Annotated in this window: 20 protein-coding genes and 1 tRNA gene; 7 read left to right on the top strand and 14 right to left on the bottom strand. The window is 34.3% G+C overall.

From position 1 onward, the window contains the following. Positions 1 to 19 precede the first annotated feature (19 nt). The 4 genes from GQR97_RS05365 to GQR97_RS05380 form a co-directional block, all read right to left on the bottom strand. On the bottom strand, positions 20 to 1915 hold the full coding sequence (locus GQR97_RS05365; RefSeq protein WP_233267644.1) for a T9SS type B sorting domain-containing protein: 1896 nt from the start codon (positions 1913 to 1915) through the stop codon (positions 20 to 22). A gap of 1008 nt (positions 1916 to 2923) precedes the next feature. Further along, positions 2924 to 4195, bottom strand: coding sequence for a serine--tRNA ligase (gene serS, locus GQR97_RS05370; RefSeq protein WP_158846223.1), 1272 nt, complete (start codon positions 4193 to 4195; stop codon positions 2924 to 2926). A gap of 122 nt (positions 4196 to 4317) precedes the next feature. Further along, complete coding sequence (locus GQR97_RS05375; RefSeq protein WP_158846225.1) at positions 4318 to 5640, bottom strand: HTTM domain-containing protein; 1323 nt, start codon at positions 5638 to 5640, stop codon at positions 4318 to 4320. Further along, a complete protein-coding gene (locus GQR97_RS05380; RefSeq protein ID WP_158846227.1) occupies positions 5633 to 6565 on the bottom strand; it encodes a bifunctional riboflavin kinase/FAD synthetase in 933 nt (310 codons plus the stop codon). The genes GQR97_RS05375 and GQR97_RS05380 overlap by 8 nt, the downstream gene beginning before the upstream one ends. Positions 6566 to 6787: 222 nt before the next feature. Between GQR97_RS05380 and GQR97_RS05385 the strand changes: the two genes are divergently transcribed. After that, positions 6788 to 9505 (top strand): reprolysin-like metallopeptidase, encoded by a 2718-nt coding sequence (locus tag GQR97_RS05385; protein WP_158846229.1) that lies wholly within the window; start codon positions 6788 to 6790, stop codon positions 9503 to 9505. A gap of 14 nt (positions 9506 to 9519) precedes the next feature. Here GQR97_RS05385 and pth read toward each other — a convergent pair whose 3' ends face one another. The 3 genes from pth to GQR97_RS05400 form a co-directional block, all read right to left on the bottom strand. Continuing rightward, positions 9520 to 10146, bottom strand: coding sequence for an aminoacyl-tRNA hydrolase (gene pth / locus GQR97_RS05390; RefSeq protein ID WP_158846231.1), 627 nt, complete (start codon positions 10144 to 10146; stop codon positions 9520 to 9522). A 248-nt stretch (positions 10147 to 10394) separates the two neighbouring features. Beyond that, positions 10395 to 11015, bottom strand: a complete 621-nt coding sequence (locus tag GQR97_RS05395; protein ID WP_158846233.1) for a 50S ribosomal protein L25/general stress protein Ctc — start codon at positions 11013 to 11015, stop codon at positions 10395 to 10397. Between the two features lie 54 nt (positions 11016 to 11069). Continuing rightward, positions 11070 to 12011: a ribose-phosphate pyrophosphokinase gene (locus GQR97_RS05400; protein ID WP_158846235.1), complete on the bottom strand. Its 942-nt coding sequence runs from the start codon at positions 12009 to 12011 to the stop codon at positions 11070 to 11072. Positions 12012 to 12157: 146 nt separating this feature from the next. Here GQR97_RS05400 and GQR97_RS05405 point away from each other — a divergent pair. The 5 genes from GQR97_RS05405 (at position 12158) to GQR97_RS05425 (ending at position 17660) form a co-directional block, all read left to right on the top strand. Further along, positions 12158 to 12237 (top strand) — tRNA-Leu (locus GQR97_RS05405). Positions 12238 to 12546: 309 nt separating this feature from the next. Then, a complete protein-coding gene (locus GQR97_RS05410) occupies positions 12547 to 13437 on the top strand; it encodes a BPSS1187 family protein (protein ID WP_158846237.1) in 891 nt (296 codons plus the stop codon). A gap of 210 nt (positions 13438 to 13647) precedes the next feature. After that, on the top strand, positions 13648 to 15222 hold the full coding sequence (locus GQR97_RS05415; RefSeq protein ID WP_158846239.1) for a sulfatase: 1575 nt from the start codon (positions 13648 to 13650) through the stop codon (positions 15220 to 15222). A 40-nt stretch (positions 15223 to 15262) separates the two neighbouring features. Continuing rightward, the gene (locus GQR97_RS05420) at positions 15263 to 16828 is read left to right on the top strand and encodes a sulfatase (RefSeq protein ID WP_158846241.1); all 1566 of its coding nucleotides are present in this window, start codon (positions 15263 to 15265) and stop codon (positions 16826 to 16828) included. Positions 16829 to 16838: 10 nt separating this feature from the next. After that, the gene (locus GQR97_RS05425) at positions 16839 to 17660 is read left to right on the top strand and encodes an aspartate/glutamate racemase family protein (RefSeq protein ID WP_158846243.1); all 822 of its coding nucleotides are present in this window, start codon (positions 16839 to 16841) and stop codon (positions 17658 to 17660) included. Between the two features lie 27 nt (positions 17661 to 17687). Here the strand turns inward: GQR97_RS05425 and GQR97_RS05430 are convergent, their stop codons facing one another. The 5 genes from GQR97_RS05430 to GQR97_RS05450 form a co-directional block, all read right to left on the bottom strand. Beyond that, positions 17688 to 18137: a DUF3157 family protein gene (locus GQR97_RS05430; protein ID WP_158846245.1), complete on the bottom strand. Its 450-nt coding sequence runs from the start codon at positions 18135 to 18137 to the stop codon at positions 17688 to 17690. Between the two features lie 72 nt (positions 18138 to 18209). Further along, entirely contained in the window at positions 18210 to 18416 is a 207-nt protein-coding gene (locus GQR97_RS05435; RefSeq protein ID WP_158846247.1) for a helix-turn-helix domain-containing protein, read from the bottom strand. Positions 18417 to 18419: 3 nt separating this feature from the next. Further along, positions 18420 to 18989, bottom strand: coding sequence for a DUF2975 domain-containing protein (locus GQR97_RS05440; protein ID WP_158846249.1), 570 nt, complete (start codon positions 18987 to 18989; stop codon positions 18420 to 18422). Between the two features lie 250 nt (positions 18990 to 19239). Continuing rightward, entirely contained in the window at positions 19240 to 20334 is a 1095-nt protein-coding gene (bioB, locus tag GQR97_RS05445; RefSeq protein ID WP_158846251.1) for a biotin synthase BioB, read from the bottom strand. A gap of 33 nt (positions 20335 to 20367) precedes the next feature. Then, a complete protein-coding gene (locus GQR97_RS05450) occupies positions 20368 to 22188 on the bottom strand; it encodes a TonB-dependent receptor plug domain-containing protein (protein ID WP_158846253.1) in 1821 nt (606 codons plus the stop codon). 71 nt (positions 22189 to 22259) lie between these two features. Between GQR97_RS05450 and GQR97_RS05455 the strand changes: the two genes are divergently transcribed. Beyond that, positions 22260 to 23768: a PLP-dependent aminotransferase family protein gene (locus tag GQR97_RS05455; RefSeq protein ID WP_158846255.1), complete on the top strand. Its 1509-nt coding sequence runs from the start codon at positions 22260 to 22262 to the stop codon at positions 23766 to 23768. On the opposite strand, the gene GQR97_RS05460 is transcribed toward GQR97_RS05455, so the two are convergent. Together GQR97_RS05460 and GQR97_RS05465 are read right to left on the bottom strand one after the other, a co-directional pair. Continuing rightward, positions 23747 to 24205 (bottom strand): putative signal transducing protein, encoded by a 459-nt coding sequence (locus GQR97_RS05460; protein ID WP_158846257.1) that lies wholly within the window; start codon positions 24203 to 24205, stop codon positions 23747 to 23749. The genes GQR97_RS05455 and GQR97_RS05460 overlap by 22 nt on opposite strands. 21 nt (positions 24206 to 24226) lie before the next feature. Next, positions 24227 to 24565, bottom strand: coding sequence for a hypothetical protein (locus GQR97_RS05465; protein WP_158846259.1), 339 nt, complete (start codon positions 24563 to 24565; stop codon positions 24227 to 24229). Positions 24566 to 24613 lie beyond the last annotated feature (48 nt).

Raw genomic sequence — 24613 nt, forward strand, 5'->3', positions numbered from 1 at the left:
CCTCAATACCAATTTTTAACTAACGTTTTAAAGTGAAATGCCCCGTAAGTTTTTGCCCATCTATTATTACCACATACCAATAATCTCCGGTAGGAACATGTTTATTTTTAAAAGTACCGTCCCAATCAAAAGAGCCATTTCTACTAAATTTTAATAATTTACCGTAACGATCAAAAATAGATACTTGCGATTTACCATACGCTTCAATACCAGATAAACGGAAGCTATCATTAACAGCATCATTATTAGGGGTGAAAAATTTAGGAATATAAAAATGCAGGTATTCCTGACTAACAATATCCGAACAGTTTTGAGATTTTACATAAATGGTATAACGTCCGCCTTCAATATTATAAAAAACAGAATTAGGTTGAAAAATATTCCCATTAATAGAATATAAAAAATTACCAGAGTTTTCAGTTGAAATAACAATATCATTTCCATCAGATGTTACAGAATCAATGATTGGTGTTTCCGCAACTGACACATTAAATATTCTTGTCTCATAATTACAAGTACTTCCCGTAATTTCAACAGAATAACTTCCTGATAAAGTAATCGAAATGGTTTCTGTTGTTTCACCCGTATTCCAAAGATATAATGGATTAGCAATGCCTGTTTCGGGTTCTAAAATTAAAGTTTCCGAATCGCATAATTCAAGTTCATTCTCAAAAGTTAATCCGGGTTGATCACCCGAAAGATCCCAAGAACAAGTTGCTGTATTAAAAGTTGCAGTTTCCCAACAGTTTAAAACAGGCTGAATAGGTTGTGTACCAGTAATATCCCAAACGCAGGTTACATTATTAAACGTTGCTGTTTCGTAACAAGCTGTCGTTGGTACTATGGCTTGCGCACCTATCACATCCCAAGAACATGTGGTTGTATTAAAAGCAGCAGTTTCCCAACAGTCTATCGTAGGTTGAGCTGGCTGTGTTCCCGTGATATCCCAAACACAAGTTGTATTATTAAATGTTGCAGTTTCGTAACAAGCCGTTATTGGTAATGTCGCTTGAGTTCCTATAACATCCCAAGAACATGTGGTTGTATTAAAGGTAGCTGTTTCCCAACAGTCTATCGCAGGCTGAGTAGGTTGTGTACCCGTAATATCCCAAACGCAGGTTACATTATTAAATGTTGCAGTTTCGTAACAAGCTGTTGTTGGTGCTATGGCTTGAGCTCCTGTCACATCCCAAGAACATGTGGTTGTATTAAAAGTAGCAATTTCCCAACAGTCTATCGTAGGCTGAGTTGGCTGTGTTCCTGTTATATCCCAACTACAAGTAGAAGTATTTACAGTTGCCGTTTGCCAACATTCTAAACTAGGCGCAGCAGCTATAGTTGTTACCGTAGCTTGATATTCAGTAGAAAACGAAACACATTGTGGATTATTTAAATTAATAGCGACCTGTGCTATTTTTGCGCGATAAACACTAGTCATTGAAATAGAAACAGAAAGAGATGCATTTGTTTCTCCAGCAATATCATTCCAAATAACACCATCAAAGCTTACTTGCCATTGATAAAAATGAGTCTTGTAAACTGAAAAATCTGGTGTGGCTGTTAATGTTGTATTATAAGGTGTTTCCGTGCTACATAAACTTACAGAATTACTTGTTGATGTTCCTGTGGTTATAACGTTATCACCACAAGATTTAAATTCAATATCATCAATAGCTAAATCATTTCCGCAGCCACCAACTCCATTATTTATTATTTTTAAAATAACCGTATTTTGCGAAGAAAGCGTTTCAAAAACTAATCCATATTCCTCCCATTTTGGACTGGATGTTTCCGTTATAGCACCTGTAACACCACTAGCTAACAAATTAGTATCTGTAGCATCCCATATTTCAAAACTCACATTAATTGGTATGGTTCCTCCTGTTTGGGTTGAGCAAAAACTATTAGCCTTCACCAAATTTATTAACCATGCAGAAAACTCATATGTTGTATTTTCACAAAGCCCTGTAATAGTGGTTTTATAAAATTCACCTGGATCGGTCGCGGCATTTACAATTAAACATTTCCCATTGGAATCTGATAGGGTATGATCTTCTATTTGATGCCAATCGAAACCATTACCAATGGTACCATTACGTACGGTATAAAAACCATCACCAGGAAAACCATTAGCATAATTATATGTTGTTACACCAGAAGGTAGTGAATTATTAGAAGTTCCCGTGCCAAAAGATTCTACAAAAATAGGATCGCCAGAATTACCGTTACAAAAGCCAAGTTGGGCCTGCGATTTAGTAATAACAAAACATGATAGAATTAGCCCTAATATGAGGTTTTTAGTTATAATGATAGCTTTAGTTTTAGTTGTTGTCTTTCTTATTTTAAAAACAATGGTTCGGCTATATTATAAAAATGATTTGATAAAAGATATATTTATCAGATAAACAGACCTATACAAAAACCATACAAATATGTAAAAGCTAGTATATAAAAGGAGTTTAAGATTAGAGCAATGAAAATGCCCGAATAAAATTCGGGCATAACCAACCAAAAATAAAGTTCTATATTAACGTATCGCTAAGTCAAAAACTAGATCATATTTAATTGGGGACAAGTTCAACATGATCCACATGCTGTTTGGTGTGATTAATTTTAATAGTGGAAAAATTAAAGATCTACTTATTTAGTATTACTGCAATTTTGTTTTCCGGTTTTATTATTTCAAAATCTGAAAACAAAACCTGACTAGCAATAAAAACTAGCACTGCAAGTAATAAGACGCGTTTAAAATTTTTCATGGAAATAGGTTTTGGTAGATTGGTTATGCTAAATTCAAGAATATTCCTGAAAAAGCAAAGAAAACCACCAAATATCTACACGAAAACATAAATTTTATGTATTTCGTCGATAAAATAAATTAAAAAAGCAAGAAAAAACTTATAAAAAAGAAATTAAAACTATTTTAATTAATAATTTTAAACCCTGTATAAGATTGAAGTACTTCTGGGATTACAATACCTTCTTCCGTTTGATAGTTTTCTAAAATACCAGCAAGAACTCTCGGCAAAGCTAAAGAACTCCCGTTCAATGTATGGGCTAATTCATTTTTACCTTCAGCATTTTTAAATCGAAGTTTTAATCGGTTCGCCTGAAAAGTTTCAAAATTAGATACAGAACTAATTTCTAACCAACGGTCTTGAGCTGTAGAAAACAATTCGAAATCGAAAGTTAAAGCTGAAGTAAACCCTAAATCACCACCACAAAGTCTTAAAATTCTGTATGGTAATTTTAATTCTTGAAGAATACCTTTTACATGTTCCACCATACCATCTAACGCCTTGTAAGATTGTGTTGGGTGTTCTACACGTAAAATTTCAACTTTATCAAATTGATGTAAACGATTTAAACCACGAACATGGGCGCCGTAACTACCCGCTTCGCGTCTAAAACATGGTGTATAACCGGTAATACCAATTGGTAATTCACTTTCATCAACAATAGTATCTCTAAAAATATTAGTTCCAGGAACTTCAGCCGTAGGAATCAAATATAAATTATCCTCACCTACGTGATACATTTGTCCCTCTTTATCTGGCAATTGACCAGTTCCAAAACCAGATGCTTCATTTACTAAAAGTGGTAATTGGTATTCGGTATAGCCTGCAGCTGTATTTTTATCTAAAAAATAAGCGATTAAAGCACGTTGTAATCGTGCACCTTTACCTTTATAAACAGGAAATCCTGCGCCTGTAATTTTATTACCAAGCTCAAAATCTATAATATCGTATTTTTTAGCAAGCTCCCAATGTGGCAGAGCACCATCGTGTAATACAGGAATATCGCCTTCTTTAAAAATCTCTTCGTTATCATCCTCTGTACTTCCTTTAGGTACGGTTTCATTCGGTACATTAGGAATTTTATATAATAATTGATTTAAAGATTCCACTGTAGCATTTAGCGCATCATTAAATTCTTTTGAAGCTTCTTTTAACTCACTTGTTTTTTCTTTTAAAACATTCGCTTTTTGAGCTTGTCCTGTTTTATACAAGTTTCCTATTTCTTTAGAAAGTGCGTTCGATTCGGCTAGCGTGTTATCTAACTCCGTTTGTAAGCGTTTACGATCTTCATCTAGCTCAATAACGTCGTTAATCATGCTTGTGGCGTCGATGTTTCTTTTTTCCAAACGACTAATAACCAAATCTTTGTTTTCTCTAATAAAAGGTACTTGTAACATGTGCTAAAAATTTAAGCAACAAATTTAGGGAATTGGTAATTATTTTAAGCTGTTAGTAGCAACCAATTTCATTAATTAGTATGAATCGCTAATTGGAAACAATTAAAAGTAAACAGAGCCACTTACTTAGCTTCTAAATCTGAGGTTAAAATCCAATCACTATGCTTAAAAACGCTCCATTCTACACTGGCTAAATCTATATTTCTATCTATAAACTGTTTATATTTTCTCCCATTAACACTCACTTTAGAATTTACGTAAACCGCAATATCTTGCCCACTCGCTTTATATTCGGCTTTTAATCGTTGTGCAAACTGCCACATTACGTCTGGTTTTGTACTTACCGATCGTTTCTGTTTCGCAGTTAAGTAGTCATTTTGCTTAACAATAAACCTTTTTCCCGTTTTTTTGTTTTCTACAGTATAAGATGTACTTCCGCTTTTAATTCTAAGCATCATACGCCATGATAATCGATGCCCCTCTTCCGTCCATAATACATTATCCTTAATAAAATGATGACGTAGCGGTAAACCAATCTGGATTACAAAATAGATTAAAAATAAAACTATTAAAGATTTTTTTTTCTTCGGAAGAATTACAGCTTCAGCATTATAAAACGGCTTCTTTTTTAAAAATATATTCCGAATAGTTTCAGGTTCAAAAAAGAAAAGAGAAAAAGCTAATGATAAAAAAGGGAAAATACCAATTTGAAAAACCACAGCATTAAACAGATGAAAGAATACTGAAATGAAAAACATATACTTTCTGGTTGGTTTAAAAAGTAACAATGGAATAATTAATCCATCGAACAAAATACCGCCATAAGCCAGAAAATAATGTACTACTTTTTGTTGCAGTAATTCACCAACTAAAAAGTAGCTTCTTTTATTTCGCATAAGCAGTTCAACAACTGTAGTATCAAGCCAATCGGGATAAAACTTAGCAACCGATGCATAGGTATAAACAATAAATAATTGCAGAACAAAAACCCACTTACACCATTGCGGCATAGAGAAATTTTTAATACTAGGTTTTTGGTATACATCTACTGAAGCATAGCGATTTGCTGGCATAAAAACCATAATACTACTAAGTAGCATAAGTAAATAATAATGGTTGTTGTACGACGATTTTTGCATTAAATAAGTCACAGCCCACATTAATGTAAAACCAATAATACTAAACCTGTATTTATAACCCAGCATAACACAGAACGCAAAAGCGCCCATTATAGCGTAATAAAAATACATACCGTTTCCGGGAAGTGGTTGTAACCACTCGAAACCAATAAAAGAAAATGTAAATTTTGACTCAACTAAAGTTTTTCTAACCCAACCTGTGAAAATAGCGCCAACCGATTCTAAAAAACATAACAATCCAAAAATAATTCGGAATACAATAAGTGCCGAATTATCAATATGTTTAAACAGAAGTTTATTACCCATTCAATTTTTGGATATAATCGCGTGTAAAAATTTCATCTTTTGAAAGTTGTACTTTTAAAGCTTCTACCGACTCGAATTTTTCTTCATCACGAATACGCTCTAATAAATTTATCTGAAGATTTTCATCATAAATATCCTTATCAAAATCTAGAAAATTAACTTCAATAGTTTGTTTACTTCCGTTAACGGTTGGATTCATACCAATATTCATCATACCGTAAACTAATTCGCCGTTAATGACAGCGTTCACAATGTATGCACCCTGTTTTGGAATGAGTTTGTAATCTTCCTGAATTTTAATATTTGCTGTTGGATAATCGAGTTGCTTACCTAAGCCTTTGCCTTTTACAACACTTCCGTTTAGCATAAATTGATAACCTAAATAACTATTAGCTTTGGCAATATCACCATCTAACAATGCTGTTCTAATTTTTGTAGAACTCACCGAAACATCATCTATATCTTGCGCCGAAATTTCTTCAACTTGAAAACCAAAACGTTCACCAAAGGCTTTTAAATCGTTAATATCAGCGTTTCTATTTCTGCCAAATCGATGATCGTAACCAATAATTACTTTTTTAGCATGTAGCTTATCGACTAATATTTGTTTCACAAAATCTTCTGCCGAAAGGCGCGAAAATTCTGTTGTAAATTTTTTAACTAGTAAATAATCTAAACCTAAAGCCTCTAAAATATCATGACGTTCATCGATGGTATTTATAAGTTTAATATTGGAATCTTTTTGTAAAACCATACGCGGATGTGGAAAAAAAGTAAGAACCACGGATTTTAATCCTTGTAGATTTCCAGCATTAATTAATCGCTTAACTATTTTTTGATGTCCAATATGCACGCCATCAAAGGTGCCAATGGTTACAATAGTGTCTTGGTTTTCTATAGCGTTTGTAGAATTACTTAATTTCAACGTATCAATTTTGAACAAATTTACTTATTAAGTCTGTATTAAACCATGAATAAAAGCGACTATTTTAAAATGAAAAATGATGTTACAGTATAAAAAAACAGGTCGAAAGGTAAGATTTACTCATATAAACGTACTTATTTAAGGATGATTGAGTATTTTTTTTGCTATTCATAACTTAACAACCTATTTTTATTGACTATGCTTTTTTTTAAAACTATAATAATGAAACATTTATACCCTAAATCAATATTTTTTTTATTAATAACTTTTTTGTTTTCTACCTATGGGAACAGCCAAAACGGAAGAGATTTATGGGGACAAACAGCTCAAAGTAAATCGGCTAACTCCAAAAAGCTTGCAAGAAAATCTACTCCTAAAAAAGCATTAGAATACAGTTTAAATATTGAAGGGTTAAAAACGTATTTAAAAAACGCGCCAAAACGCGAAGCTCAAACAACATCAAATGTTATTTTAAATTTCCCTGTTTCCAACGGAAATTTTGAGGAGTTTAAAATAGAAGAAGCTTCTGTTTTACACCCAGATCTTCAGGCAAAAATGCCAGACTCTAGAAGTTATATTGGGAAAAGTATTGAAAATCCAGAAAACACCATTCGTTTTAGTATAACTCCACAAGGATTGCATACGATGCTTATGTCTGCCGATCAAAGTACGCAATATATAGATCCTATAAGTTATGGTGAAAACAACTATTTAGTATATAGCAAAAGTGATTTACCACAATTAGAAGATCACTTTTCTTGTGAAGTTATAAGTAAAGAAATTTCAGGAAAATCTGCAGGAACCAAAGCAACCGCGGTGGCTTTAAACGATGGATTTCTTAGAACCTATAGATTAGCAATAGCTAGTACTATTGAATATTCTGAATTTCATTGGGGCGCTGCAGGTTTAACATCTAGCGATACAGAGGCTGATAAAAAGAACGCTGTTATGAACGCCATGATTGTAACCATGACTAGAGTTAATGGTGTTTATGAAAGAGAACTATCTGTTACCATGCAGTTTGTAGCAGACAATGAGAATCTAATTTTTATAGATTCCGATTCTTTCACTAATAATGATGACGATCTATTAATAAACGAAAGCCAAACTCAAATCGATAATATTATTGGAAACGGCAATTACGATATTGGGCACACATTCAGCACAGGAGCAGGAGGTTTAGCAGAGTTAGGGTCTGTATGCCGTACAACATCAAAAGCGAGAGGTGTTACAGGTTCGTCATCACCCGTAGGAGATGCCTATGACATTGATTATGTAGCACATGAGTTGGGGCACCAGTTTGGGGCGCCTCACACATTTAATAGTGTTCTTCCTGCTGACAGCAATTGTTCTAATCTCACTCGTAGCACTACCAGCGCATACGAACCAGGAGGCGGAACAACTATAATGGCCTATGCTGGAATTTGTTCTCCAGACAACATTCAAGCAAATAGTGATGACTATTTTCACATTAATAGCTTACAACTTATTTGGAATCATATAAACAGTACTAATGGTTCGTGTGCAACAGAAACCACAAGCGGAAACGCCGAGCCAGAAGCTATTGTAGATGGAACAAGTTACACGATACCACAATCTACACCATATAAACTTTCTGGATCATCAACAGATGCAGATGGCATAGCTTCACACACCTACACTTGGGAACAATATGACTTAGGAAACTCAGGCTTACCATACTCAACTAATACTACAGGCCCTTTAGTTCGCTCATATCAAGGTACAACAAACTCTACGCGATACATTCCTAACTTAAAAGATTTATCTTATTTTAACGGTTCTACAACTTGGGAAAAATTAGCTTCCGTAGACCGCGATATAAATTTTAAATTAATAGTAAGAGATAACGAAGAATATGGCCGAATAGCAACCGCAGACATGACGGTAACAACCGTTACTGCTGCTGGACCTTTTGTTGTTACATCACAAAACACCTCTGGTATAAGCTGGACAGAAGGCAGTACACAAACCATTACTTGGGATGTAGCTGGAACAACTGGCAACGGTGTAAACACCGCAAAAGTAAACATCCTTTTATCTACCGATGGAGGATTAACATACCCAACTACATTAGCATCTAGCGTGGATAACGATGGATCGGAAGATATAACGGTACCAAACGTAACAGCACAAAACTGTAGAATAATGATTGAGGCAGACGGCAACATCTTTTTTGCGATAAACACCGAAGATTTTGCTATTGGCTATACAGTAACTAAAACTTGTACGCAGTATAGCGCATCGCCAAACGCGAGCATTCCTGATAATGCAACAGCTTTTGAATATAGCACTATTAATGTAAGTCCATCTACAACTATAACAGATATTAATGTAGGTGTCGACATTACACACACTTATAAAGGAGATCTACAACTTGGTTTAATAAGCCCTACAAATCAATTTATTGATTTAATGAAACCACTGTTTTGTGCTACAGGAAGCTTAATTATTCAGTTTGATGATAACGCAACTGCTATGGATTGTAATAATACAGTAGGTAACGAAAGCTATCTGCCTTTAGAAAGCCTTTCTGATTTTAATGGTGAAGACTCTTCTGGAAATTGGACACTGGCTTATGCCGATTTAGGAGCTAATGATACCGGAGTTTTAAATTCTTGGTATATTGAAATTTGTACGACTACCACAGAGCCGCTAAGCGTTACTTCTTTCACGCTCGATGAACTTAAAGTATTCCCTAATCCAAATAATGGTGAATTCACGCTTAAGTTAGCTGCAGCATCACAAGAGGTTAATGTTGAAGTCTATGATATTCGCGGACGTAGAATTTACGAACAAGCCTTTGAAGGCAACGGTAGCGTTAATGAGAACATTAACTTAAACCATGCGCAATCGGGTATGTATATTTTAAATGTAACCGACGGGTTTAAACAAGCCACCAGGAAAATTATTATTGAATAATTAAAACTGTAAACTTATTTACCGTTAAAGCTATTCATGGTGTTGCTCATTCCTGCTAAACCGAAAGATTTAATAAGTTCTACAGACTTGGTTAAACGCTCTTTTAGAGTTTTGTTTTCCTCGTCGCTCCATTCGCCAAGTACGTAATCTATTTGTTTGCCTTTACTGAAGGCGTCGCTAATACCAAAGCGGAAACGGTTATATTTTGTGGTGTTTAGTGTGCTTTGGATATCTTTTAATCCGTTGTGGCCACCATCGCTACCTTTTGTTTTTACTCGAATACTACCAAAGGGTAAATTAAGATCGTCTGTAATTACGAGCAGGTTTTCTAAAGGAATTTTTTCTTTGGTAAGCCAATATTGCACGGCTTTACCACTTAAATTCATGTAGGTACTTGGTTTTAGCAAAATAAAGGTACGCCCTTTTATTTTATAGGTTGTAAGATCGCCTAATTTCTGTGTAGTAAAGGTTAGGTCTTCTTGACTTGCTAAGTAATCTAAGACTTTAAAACCGATATTATGGCGAGTGTTAGCATACTCTGCTCCAATATTTCCTAAACCGACTATTAAATATTTTTTCATAGGATTTTGCACTTCTATGTTATTTTCTTTTCTAAATATTTTTAATAAAAACTGCCACATTTTATTGTTTTCTTTTAAACAAACATAACCAAAACACCTCTAATTTATTGTGTTTACCTATTGTTGATAAACTTGCCTTTGCGTTAGGGATTGCAGTGAAAAGCCCACAGCCTGACGAAGGAAGTGCGAGGACTTGCAGCGTAAAGCCCGACCCTTTTCGGGTAACGCCCAAATTATTAATTTTTTGTAAAAATAAAAAAGCATCCTGAATTAACAGAATGCTTTTTGTATTTTGATGTGAATATGTTCTATTCTTGAGCTTCTGCCGCTGGAGCTTCTGCTGCTGCTTCACCTTCTTCACCTTCTTCATCTTCAGCAACTGCTGTTCTAGAAGTTTTAATTTGGCATACAACTGTATTATCAGTATGTAAGAATGTGTATTTTTCGCTTGCTAATTCACCAACAGCTACTTTATCACCAATTTTTAATGGAGAAATATCTACTTCGATAAAATCTGGAAGGTTTGCTGGAAGTGCTTTAACACGTAATTTACGGTTGTTTCTACGTAAAATACCACCATTTTTAACACCTTTTGAGTTTCCTACTAAATGTACAGGAATATCTAATGCTATTTCTTTGTCTTCGAATAACTGATAGAAATCTACGTGTAAAATTCTGTCTGTTACTGGGTGAAACTGGATGTCTTGTAAAACGGCTCCAAAAGTTTCGCCACCTTCTAAATTAATCACAACTGTATGCGCATTAGGCGTGTATACTAGTTTTGAGAAGGCTAATTCTGCTGCTGCAAAATGTACTGGTTTGTCTCCTCCGTATAATACGCAAGGAACCTGACCAGCATTACGTAAGGCTTTTGCTGCTTTTTTGCCTACGCTTTCTCTTTGAGATCCGTTGATTGTAATTGATTTCATTTTTAATATATATATTTAATTAATACTCTAGTTTGTGTTCCCTTTCGGGAAAAATTACATTATAAAACTTGAACTGATAGACGTATTGTTGTGTACCTTATCCATAACTTGAGCAAATAAATCTGCGCAACTTAATACACGAATTTTATCGCTTAATAGTTTTACCGGAATAGAGTCGGTTACAATAAGTTCTTCTAATTTTGAGTTTTCTAATTTCTTATACGCATCACCAGATAAAATAGGGTGAGTACAAATAGCTCTAACGCTTAATGCACCACGCTCCATCATTAAATCGGCTGCTTTTGCTAGTGTTCCGGCGGTATCAACCATATCATCAACTAATACTACGTTTTTACCTGTTACATCACCAATAAGTTCCATGTGTGAAATTACATTGGCTTTTGCTCGTTGTTTATAACAAATTACTACATCACTTTTTAATGCTTTAGAATAGGCATAAGCTCTTTTAGAACCTCCCATATCTGGCGATGCAATAGTTAAGTTTGGCAAGTTTAAACTGCGTAAGTATGGTAAAAATATAGTGGATGCAAATAGATGATCTACTGGCTTCTCGAAAAAACCTTGTATTTGATCGGCATGCAAATCCATAGTGATTATACGTGTTGCGCCTGCTACTTCTAGCATTTTCGCTACCAATTTTGCCGCAATTGGCACTCTTGGTTTGTCTTTTCTATCTTGTCTTGCCCATCCAAAATATGGTAAAACCGCTGTTATGTGTCTTGCCGATGCGCGTTTTGCAGCATCAATCATTAACAACATTTCCATTAAGTTTTCTGGCCCCGGATTAGTTGAACCAATAATAAAGATACGCGCTCCTCGTATAGACTCCTCATAAGATGGTTGAAATTCTCCATCACTATAGGTTGAGGTAATTACTTTACCTAAGTCTGTACCATATGCTTTTGCGATTTTTTCGCCTAAGACTTTACTTTGGGTACACGCAAAAATTTTGGCTTCGGTTACTACTATAGGCATGGCTAATATGTTGTTTTATAGCGATAAAAACATCACTTGTTTGAAACAGGGTGCAAATTTATGGATTTATTTTTACCTAAAATGTATATTGGTGCGTATTTTTTGAGTTATATATCGAAAAAATCTATATTTTTGCGTCTCCAAATGCTCAAGTGGTGGAATTGGTAGACACGTCGGATTCAAAATCCGATTCTTCGGAGTGCGGGTTCGATTCCCGCCTTGAGTACTTAATCCCCTTTAAAAACAATGTTTTTAAAGGGGATTTTAACTTTTAGAACTACCAAATTCATATTTATTTTTAAGTTATCCTTTTCTAGCATAAGAAATAGTGAAACCTTTTAAAAAACAAATTCAAATTGCATATCTACAACCAAAACTATTGGCCAACCTTAATTAAGGTTGAATAAAAAGAGTATTACTCTATTTTTTAGATGAAAAATAATCAAAAAAACACTCATAAATCAATTAAAAACATCAGCATTTACATTAGGTTTGTGTAATCGAGCTTCGTTTAAACACAAGATTTTTAAAAAACATGAAATTTTACCCAACCCTAAGTATCGTCTTTTTGCTTTTTTATAATTTAGCTTTCACTCAGGCTAAAAAGGGGTTTCCCGAAGAATACACCGTTCTAAATATTGAACCTTCTAAAACAGACTCTAGAATTAAAGAAGCTAACTCGTCTCATTTAGTTGCTTACAACCCAAATACTAAACAAGGTAAACTCTTTTTTTTTATGCCAGGAACCGGAGGAATAGCATTAAAAGGTCCTCGGAAATTATTTTCGACTGCAATTAACCAAGGATATCACGTTATTAATATTTCTTACATAAATCAGCCTGCAGTTGCCCAGATATGTAAAGGAAAAATATTAGAAGAAAACTCTAACTGCACCGAAGAATTTAGAACTAAACGTATTTATGGCAATAATGCTTTTTCATTAATTAACGACAAACCACAAGATGCCATTGTAAATAGGTTAACCAAATTATTAATCTACCTTACTGAACATGACAAAAAAGGAAATTGGAGCATCTATTTGGAAAACGGTACTCCAAAATGGAGCAAAATTGTTGTTTCTGGACAATCGCAAGGTGGAGGCATGGCCGCTTTTATAGCCAAACAGCACCTAGTTAATAGAGTGATTGACTTTTCTGGAGGTTGGGATTATTCAGCTAAACCAAAAACAGCAAAATGGTATTATTCTACAAGTGTAACACCATTAAATCGTTGGTATGGCACATACCATACTACAGAACCTCTTGCTAACATAATAAAAGAGAGCTATGATGTTATGGGTATTCCCGAAAACCACATTTATGCTTTTGATCTACCTGTTCCAGAAGGAAAAAAAGGACATTCTAATGGCGTAAGAAATATTGGTTACACTAAAGAATGGATTGAATTACTTGGTAAAGGAAATTAAAACCATATAATTTGATTTTTCATGTTTTTTATACCCTAAAAATACGGAATCTGTAATTTTTTCCTAAAGCTATATTTTCGTTTAAAAAGTCGGTATTTTTACTTGCTAGTAGACTCTACACACTAGAAAACACTATTTCTATCTTTTTGTGCTTATGAGATATTATGTTATGCTCTTTTTAAAATAGCAACCAAAAAATTAACCAACCTTATGAAAATTTTACTAGCCTACCTTTCTTTATTTTTCATTTTTACAGCATGTAACAAAGAGAAAAAAATGGCATCTGTTAAACAGCAAAAACCCAATATCATATTCTTATCGATAGACGATTTAAGAGCCGATCTTGGAAGCTATGGGAATAGCGAAATAAAAACACCAAATATAGATGCCTTAGCAGGAACCTCCATGGTAATGCTAAACACCCATTGCCAAGCCGCAGTTTGTGCCCCTTCGAGAGCAAGTACCATGCTTGGTTACAGACCAGATTCTACCCAAGTATGGCACCTTGGTGATGAATTTAGAAAAATAAATCCCAATGCTGTAACCATGCCCCAATATTTCAACAAGGCAGGATATTACACGGTTAATATTGGTAAAATTTTTCATAATTACATGCCGGATTCTATTTCTTGGAACGAACCAGACTTAAAACCTTTTCCATACAATACAAAAGAATATGCTAAAAGAGATGCTGAAACTTATTATTACACCGAAGCTGCTCTAAAAGATCAAAAAAGAAAACGAGACCTGCTATTAGAAAAAAGAAAAGGTCAAAAAGTATACGGCGATGGTTGGAATCGAGGCCCTGCAATAGAAGCAGCAGATGCTCCAGACTCACTATATTTTGATGCTATGCAAACAAAATTAGCATTAGAAACCATAGATAGAATCAAAGACAAAAATGAACCGTTTTTTATGGGACTTGGGCTTTACAGACCACACCTTCCCTTTGTAGTACCAAAAAAGTATTGGGATCTTTACCCTGTTGGGTCTGTTTCACCTGCAGCAAACCCCAAATTACCTAAAAACGCACCGGTAATGTCGGCTAATTCTAATTACGAGTTAAGAGCCTATACTAACCCTCATAAAATTGGACGACCAGAAGATGCACCATTACCAGAAGCATATGCAGATTCTTTAAAGAGAGGCTACTATGCTAGTGTGAGTTATATTGATGCTTGCGTAGGAAAACTAATAGCAGGACTAAAAGAAAGAGGTCTTTATGAAAATACCGTTATTGTATTATGGGGCGATCACGGATGGAAACTTGGCGACCATAATGGGTGGGGTAAAATGACAAACTTTTATATAGATACTCATGTTCCTCTAATAATAAAAGAAGCCTACCAAAAAGAAGGAAAACGCATTGAAGCCCTATCTGAATTGGTTGATATTTTCCCAACATTATGTGATTTAACCGGTGTAGATAAAGCCGATTACTTACAAGGTACAAGTTTAACTCCAGTGTTCAAAAACCCAGAACTTGAATGGAAAGATGCTGTTTTTACGCAATTTAGAAGGCGCGCACGTGTTTCTAAAGACGGAAACGAATATATGGGTTATTCGATGCAAACCGAGCAATATCATTTTATAGAATGGTACCAATGGGATAATGATAAAAAAGAAAAAGGAGATTATGCCGCTACAGAATTATACGATCATTATGTAGATAGTGATGAAACAGTAAATATTGCTGAAAACCCAGATAAAAATGAAATCGTTAAGCAATTGTCTAAACAATTATCTGCAGGTTGGAGAGGCGCCTTACCAGAAAACAAGTCGTAATCAACGAGTCTGAAAATATTAGGTTTTCAAAAATAAAATCATGACGAAAAAAATAAAACTGCTCAATACACTATTCTTTTTAGCTATACTTATCTTAAACTCATGCCAAAATGCAAGTGAAAAGAAAGCAGAAACTCAAAAACCAAGTAGGCCAAATATTCTATTTATCCCTGTAGATGATCTTAGACCAGATTTAGGCGCTTATGGCAACACCATTATAAAATCGCCAAACATCGATAAACTTGCAAGTAACGGCATGGTTTTTAACCGTGCCTATTGCCAACAAGCCGTATGTACAGCTTCTAGAACAAGTTTATTAACCGGTTTAAGACCAGATTCTACCCAAATTTGGGACTTAAAAACACACTTTAGAGATGCTATGCCCGATATCGTGTCCTTACCTCAGTTTTTTAAAAACAATGGCTATTATACGGTTGGCTTAGGAAAAACATTTCATAATACATTACAAGATTCCATAGCTTGGAATGAATACTTACATGTTGATGGTTTCCCTTTCGATCCAGATGCCGTTTATGTCAACCAAGAGAATTTAATTATTCAAAAGGAAAAAGAGCTTAATAAAATAAAATCCGGAAATTATAAGTTTGATAAATACGGGTTTATCTATACTAAGGCGAAATCTATTGAAATGGCTGATGTAAGCGACGACGATTATTATGATGGCGCACAAACCACCATGGCCATAAAAAAGATGCGTGAACTTAAAAAAACAGGCGAACCCTTCTTTTTATCGGTAGGTTTTTACAAACCCCATTTACCTTTTACGGCTCCAAAAAAATACTGGGACATGTATAATCCGGAAGATATTCCATTAGCGACAAACCAATTCCCCCCAAAAGGCAGTCCAGAATTTGCCGTACATGGAGATACTGAACTTAGAGGTTACACGGAGCGTCACGACTTACCGAAACCTAATGAAGGTTCATTATCCGATGCTGAACAAAAAGAACTCATACGTGCTTACTACGCTTGTATCACTTATATAGATACTCAAATTGGTCGTTTAATTGACGAGCTAGAACGCTCTGGACTTGCTGAAAACACTATAGTTGTTTTATGGGGAGATCATGGCTGGAAATTAGGAGAACACAACGGTTGGGCAAAACAAACCAATTATGAAATTGATACGAGAGCACCACTTATTATAAGTGGACTAGGCGTAAAAGAAAAAGGAAAAACAAGCCAATCCTTAACCGAATTTATCGACATTTACCCAACACTTTGCGATATGACAGGCTTTGAAGTACCAACATATTTACAAGGAACAAGTTTAAAACCAATTTTAGAAAACCCGGAAACCACAGTAAAAGAGGCAGCCTATAGCCAGTTTTTATTAGGTAGATATGGACCTAAAGAACTACGAAAAATGGAACGGATGGGCTATACGGTTAGAACAGACCGGTACCGTTATGTAGAATGGTATGAGTGGAATGCAGAACAAAAAACGAAAGGTGACTTTATAGCGCGCGAACTTTTTGACCATGAAACTGATCCACAAGAAAACATTAATATTGCCAATAAAGCAGAAAACAAAAAACTAATAGCACAAATGTCCAAATCATTAGGCAAAGGTTTTACGCTATAAAAGAATACTTATGAAAATTTCTATATATTGTTTAATAATTTCAGCTTTTTTGTCTTGCAATAAATCAGTGAATAATAGCGAGCCATTAATAAATAATAATTCAGAAGTAAATCTTGTAAAAACAACGCATAAAAACATGAATACATTAGGCCTTATAGGCGGTACATCCTGGCACTCAACAGTAGAATATTATGCTGCTATTAACCAATCTATCAATGATTATTATGGAAATAACACCAATCCGCCTTTACTGGTTTACACACTAAACCAAGCAGAAATACATCGATTTCAAAAGGAAGATAAATGGGATTCTATAGCAACCATGTTAACCGAAGGCGCTATAAGTTTGCGTAAAGCAGGTGCACAATCTGTTATGTTTTGTGCAAACACGCCACATAAAATGTATAATGACGTACAAGCACAATTAGATTTCCCCATAATACATATTGCGGATGCTACAGCAAAAGCCATCCATAATAAAGGCGTTAAAAGCGTTGGCTTCTTAGGAACTATTTACACCATGGAAGCCAATTTTATTACAAAACGCATAGCCGATAATGGTATTGAAGTTTTAGTTCCCGTAGAAAAAACGGTTCTTATTGAATTACAAAGAATTATTGAAGAAGAACTAACTTATGGAGTTATAAAACCAAGATCAAAAACGTATGTATTAAAAGTGATTCAGGATTTAGTTGATAAAGGCGCTGAAGGTATTGTTTTAGGCTGTACAGAATTCCCTTTAATGGTTTTTGACAAAGATCTAAATATCCCTGTTTTCAATACAACTGAAATTCATTCAATGGCAGGAGTTGATTTTATTTTAAATGATTAATACTATAAAAAGAACTTTCACCTCACATTAAAACAATGTCGATGCTTTTATAATAGAATTCCCTAATCGCTTATAAGTTACCTTGGTTCCATTTACACAAAAACGATAAACTGCTTTTTGTTTCTGTTCAGAAAAAGATAACAACAAAACATCGTCTACCGCACAATTATAATCCTTGGCAACTTTCTTTTTTACATATTCAATAGTAGAATGGCCACGTTTTAATTTCGATTGAATTTTGCTATCCAATTTTGGCTCCTTATAATCATGCTCAAGTTTACAAGCATTTTTATCGATAGGTTTTAGTAATTCCTGAGCTCTCGTATAATCCGCAGAATCTTCGCTGTCAATATATTCCCAGGTATAATCACTTTTAAGAAAAACGCGACGTCCATCTTCGGTTTTAATAATTTCACCTTTTTGAGCGAAACTCATAGATGTTATAAAAATGAATATAAAGAGAAAGCACGTTTTCATAATAGAATCTTTGTGTTGTAATATTTATCAAAAATACATTTTTAAACTAGTAACATCAATTGGTAAACAATATTAATCTTCAACATATTCCAAAATATCTGCTGGTTGGCAATCTAGAGCTTTACAAATGGCCTCTAATGTAGAGAAACGAACAGCTTTGGCTTTTCCAGATTTTAGTATCGATAAATTAGCTGTAGTGATCCCAATAATTCCGGCTAAGTCTTTACTTTTCATATTGCGTTTGGCAAGTACGACATCTAAGTTTACAATAATCGGCATCCGTTATATAGTTAAGTCATTTTCTTGTTTTAAGGCATACCCTTCTTTAAACATCTCACCCATAATAAATGCTAATAAAATTAAAAACAAAGGCGTTAATGAAATTCCAAAGCCATGAAAATACCCTTTATTAAAATTCATTATTTGGAAACTGGTTAGCAAAGCATAAATAAAAATAAATTTACCAATGCGCCTAAAAGATTTTATATTGTCCTCTTCAAAAGACTTCACTTTTTTTACTGATTCTAAAACCTTTTGAAACTCTTTTATACTTAAAAATAAAACCAATAATATTCCTGATAGTTGAAAATAGCATAAATATAAAGAAAAGGTCTTTATGTTATCTAAAGTATAAATATTAGTATCCGTACTTTCAGATTTCAATATAGAACGGGATGATATAAAAAAATCTGTACTACCAGCATTAATCGTCAACTCCTTGCCCTTATAATAATCTCTATCCATCTGTACATGAACAAAAACAAAGGTTAAACCTATAAAAAATACAATGTAACCAAGTTTTATAAATTTACAAAGCACAATCGAAATGTTTAAAAGTCTATTTTTAGTCATGATAAAATTATTGTTATTCGATAACAAATATATAAAAATTATTGATTAACAATAATTTTTTATTAAAAAATAAATTATAAATCTTTGGGCGTTACCCGAAAAGGGTCGGGCTTTCCACTAAAAGTTTTGGCTCGATGCGCGCCTCGCCAAAAGCTACCGCTGCAATCCCTAACGCAAAAAAGCCCACCAATAACACCTTTTAACTTGCTATCAACAAACTTTCTTATAAATTCATCCTCTAAAAAAAGCGCTATTTAATCAATTTTCCTTTCTCCTTAGCCAACTCGTTACGTTCAATTTTATGTTCTGGGCGTGTCCATTTTGGTTTTTCACCTAAAGATTCAAATTCAGAATCATTAGCCTCAACCGTTTGCGGTTGCACTTTTTTAGTAAAAGGTTTTTGCGGATTCAATCCTAATAACTCGAACATTTTCATGTCTTCATTAACATCAGGATTTGGCGTGGTTAATAATTTATCGCCAGCAAAAATAGAGTTTGCACCAGCAAAAAAGCACATAGCTTGTCCTTCTCTACTCATTTGTGTTCTACCAGCACTTAAACGCACTTGGGTTTCTGGCATAACAATTCTGGTGGTTGCTACCATTCTAATCATTTCCCAAATAGAAACGGGTTTTTCTTCTTCAAGTGGTGTGCCTTCAACAGCAACAAGCGCATTAATTGGAGTAGATTCTGGCTGCGGATTTAATGTAGAAAGCGCAACAAGCATACCCGCCCTGTCTTCTATATTTTCACCCATACCAATAATACCACCACTACAAACAGTTACGCTGGTTTTGCGAACATTATCAATAGTATCTAATCGATCTTGGTAACCACGTGTAGAAATAACTTCTTTATAATATTCTTCCGAAGAATCTAAATTATGGTTATACGCATACAACCCGGCTTCTGCCAAACGTTGTGCTTGGTTTTCGGTAATCATGCCTAAAGTACAGCAAACCTCCATATCCAGCTTATTAATGGTACGTACCATTTCTAAAACGTCGTCAAATTCTTCACCATCTTTTACATTTCGCCACGCAGCTCCCATACAAACACGAGAACTCCCACTTGCTTTTGCACGTAATGCTTGCGCTTTAACTTGTGGCACCGTCATTAAATCGTTTCCTTCAATATCGGTATGATAACGAGCAGCTTGCGGACAATACCCACAATCTTCACTACAACCACCTGTTTTAATAGAGAGCAACGTACTAACCTGAACACTGTTTGGATCGTGATTTAAACGATGTACAGTAGCCGCTTCGTATAGCAATTCCATTAACGGTTTATTGTAGATTTCTAGAATTTCTTCTTTGGTCCAATTGTGCTTTGTATCGCTCATAGGTTTCAGTTTTTATTCTAATAAAAAGTTGAATTAATTTAAACTATATCGCATACCAAACAACAAATTACTAGGCGGCATAGGCACAAAACCAGCTTCAATATAATCGGCATTAAATATATTGCTCGCTGTTATAGTAAACTCTAACTGCTTTACATTAACCACTAACGAAGCATCCCAAACATTATAGCTATCACCAGTGGTACGCTGCGCATGTTTGTAAATAATATTCTGACTTACATTTTTAAACAACTGTGTGCTTAAACGTGTTGTAAAATGATGCTTTAATGTGTTTAAAGAGTAGCGTGATAATTCTTTATTCTGGTTTAAAATATCATCTTCTAAAAAATTATAACCAACAGCTAATGTTTGGTTAAAGGTGTTTAGCCTAAAATTATAAGCAGCATCAACCTCTAAACCTTTAGTATTAACCTCTGTAATATTTGTTGCTACATAACTCGTTTCTGTAGTATTTAAACGAACAAAATCAATTAAGTTTTTTGCATCTCTATTGTAAACAGCAACAGAACCAGAGAATTGAGGTGAAAAATATTTAATTCCAATTTCTTGAGAAAAAGCTTCTTCTACTTCCAAATCTGGATTTCCAGTAGTACTTGGGTCATTATAATACAAATCAGTATACGTAGGTATTCTATAAGTATAGCCAATATTTCCATATGCTTTTAAAGCATCACTTATTTTGTAGCCAACATCTAAACCGGGAAAGGAATAAAAATCAAAATCAGAAAAATAAGTAACCGCAACTCCAGGAGTAATATCCAATTTACTATCTAAGGCTTTAAACTTGTGTTCCAAAAACAATGTCGTCATAAACCTATCTCGATCCCCTAAATTATTACTCGTAATAAAATCTTCAGAAATATCGATTCCAAAACCTGTAATACCTGCTTTCGATCTATACGATCCGTTAACCTCAGCTCCTATTTTATTAGAGATATGTAAATTTCTATAAACTGTTGGGTCATTACGTAAATACACATATTCGTCTTGGTTTCGTTTCCAATAAATACGCGGTTTAATGGTTAATTTTTCTGTTTGAAACTTCGTAGAAAATGCAATTAGACTATTTTGAGTTTCTTCATACTGTTCCGTTGCACTTTCTCTTGCATAAAAACCGTTTGCACCAAACTTACGTTCTTGGAACGTTGCTACCATTTCAATAGCTTTTTTGTTTTTATTGAAAATACTTTTTATAAAATAATTACTATTATCATAATCTGTATTGTGTCGGTAACCAGCCGAAGACATTTTATCAACATGTACTATATGCGATGAGTTTTCTAGGTCTGTACCAATAGTAACACTTCCATTTAATTGACCAAACGAGCCTGTTTCTGCCTTAACAGAAACCGTATTGTTTAATTCTTTTTTAGTAACAATATTAATAGCACCATTAAAAGCATTTTGCCCAAACACGCGTGCAGCGGGTCCTTTAATAATTTCAATACGCTCAATAACCTCAATTGGCAATGCTGCATTCATGGTGTGATGCCCTGTTTGTACATCGTTCATTTTAACACCATCTATAAGTAACAGTGTTTGATCGAAACTTCCGCCTCTAATATATAAATCGGCCTGACTTCCTGCTGTTCCACGACGTCTTACGTCTATACCAGCCACTTGTTGCAGTAAATCAGCTATATTATTGGCAGCACTATTTTTAATAGCTTCCGAAGAAATAATATTTATAGTTCTTGAGTTTTCTTTAAACGGAAGGCTTATCCTTGTCGATGAAATAACGATAGTATCTAAATCTTGTTTTTGCTCCTCTTTTTGCGCATGTGACATGAATGCACATAAAATTAAAGTCGTTAAAGCGAATGTAGTCTTCATAAAATGATTTGTTTATAACGTTGCAAAAGTCGTAACTTTCCGGACGAGTAACATAGTCCAGTTTTAAAACAATGAATAGTCCGGTTAATAATTTATTAAAACAATTAATACATTTTAACAAATGTACTTCACAACCCGTGTATATTCAAATAGCACAGCAAATTATAAATGCTATTCAACGTGGCTATTTATCTATAGGCGCCGTATTACCAGGAAGCCGCGTTTTAAGTCAGACATTAAAAATCCATAGAAATACCGTTGTCGCTGTTTACGATGAGTTAGCCTCTCAGGGTTGGGTGGAGATAATCCCCAATAAAGGGACATTTGTTTTGGTTCCAGAGCAAACTACGGCAACCATTAAAGCTACATCTCACCAAATAGATCAGGTGTATCAATATCCAAAAACCACTGGTTTCCCTTTTCAGCCTTCGTTTAATCTGGCATCTACATTACAAACAACAAAGGCTAAATATAGTATAAACGAAGGTAATCCGGATTTAAGACTACACCCTGTTCATGAATTCTCTAGATGGTATAGTGCCGCAATGAAACGAAAATCATTAATTTCAAAATGGAATAGAACCACTCCATTATTAGATTCAAAATTTGAAACCCAACTGGGTAATTATTTAAATGCTACCAGAGGATTTCATATAAAACCAAGTAACCTTATAAGTACACGAAGTACAGAAATGAGTTTATATATTGTTTCTCAGCTTTTAATAAAACCAGATGATATTGTTTTGGTTGGGCATTTAAGCAACTATGCAGCTAACATGATTTTTCAGCAAGCTGGTGCTAATATTAAAACAATTCCTGTAGATGCCAATGGTTTAGATGTTGATTATATAAGAACTCATTTTGTAAAAGGTAGTATTCGCTGCGTGTATGTTTGTGCCCATAGGCATTACCCAACCACAGCAACACTAAGTGTAGAACGGCGCCTAAAACTTTTAGAACTAGCTAAAACATATAAGTTTGCCATTATTGAAGATGATTACGATTACGATTTTCAATATAAAGGATCTGCTATGTTACCCATGGCAAGTGCAGACGGTCATGGAGTGGTGGTTTATTTAGGAAAACTGGGACAATCGTTATTCCCAAGTTTTCAAACTGGGTTTGTTATTGCACCCGAAAGTTTAATTTCTGAAGCAAAAAACTATCTACAGTTATTAGATAAACAAGGCGACATGATACAAGAACAGATACTTGCCGAATTAATTCATGAAGGTGAAATATACCGCCTCATGAAAAAAAACATCATAGTTTACAAGCAAAGACGCGATAGTTTATGCAGGTATTTAAAAACCTATTTTGAAGATATTATGACTTGGGAAAAACCATCTGGCGGATTAGCAATATGGTTACAGTTTAAACACAAGATTTCATTGGTTAAATTAGCTGAAGAAGCAGAAAATTACGACTTATTCATTCCAAAAACAATACTCTACCAAGACAGAGATACTTGTGCTATTCGTTTTGGTTTTGGGCAGCTAAACGAAGAAGAAATAGAGTCGGTAATTAAAAGTTTAAAAACCGCTTATGATATTGTAGCTCAAGGTTCTGTTACAACATAAATAGGGGCTACTTCTTTTAAATCGAATTCCGTTTTACAATCTTCACATCTATATTTATGCTTTGTGTAAATTGGCAAAGCAGACATGATAATATTAGTTAGGAAAGCAAAAATAAAGGCAAAAAGCGCTTTGAAATCCTTTATTGTGGAATAAAGTTCAATTTTCTCACTTTTGCAATTCGGGCATTTTATGGCATTGCCTTGGTTATCTAAAGAGAATTTGTTTATCGAATTTAAAATCTGTTCCGCTTCTTCAGCTTGATTCGATAATACTTTCAATTTCACACCCCCAATAGCATTGCTAACCAAGGGATCTGTATCTATAGTAAGATTATCGAATAAAAACACCTGAATACCATCGGCCTCTAAACGTCCTTTTATAATTTGTGCCTCGGTAGAATACTGAAACCTCGCAATGGTTTTAAAAGTGTCTCTCATGCGTCTTTATTTTAGTCAAACCTATAACCATTTAGATACTCTTTCAGTCGCATCGAAAACATCAATATTTAATACGTCCGCTATATATTTTGCGTTTTCAAAAGCATTACTTATATCCTCTGCAAGATAAACCTCTATTTTATTATTTCTATTATAAAACAAATTTAATTTATAAACTTCATTAGAAAAATTAGCTGAAGCTCCCATACCTTGAACCCGTTTATTTTCTTTAGTTTTAAAAACTGAAACATATTCTATATCAGGCAAATCTTTCCAGACTCCAAATTTTATACCCATTACGGAATATATTTCTCTATATTTTTTAGAAGCCAAATCGATCTCTGATCCTTCTCGAAGCATTAGAAAAACACCAATTCAAGATAACACTAAATTAAATACATTATTTGT

Origin of the sequence: Algibacter sp. L1A34, from assembly GCF_009796805.1 — a bacterium.
GTDB lineage: Bacteria > Bacteroidota > Bacteroidia > Flavobacteriales > Flavobacteriaceae > Algibacter.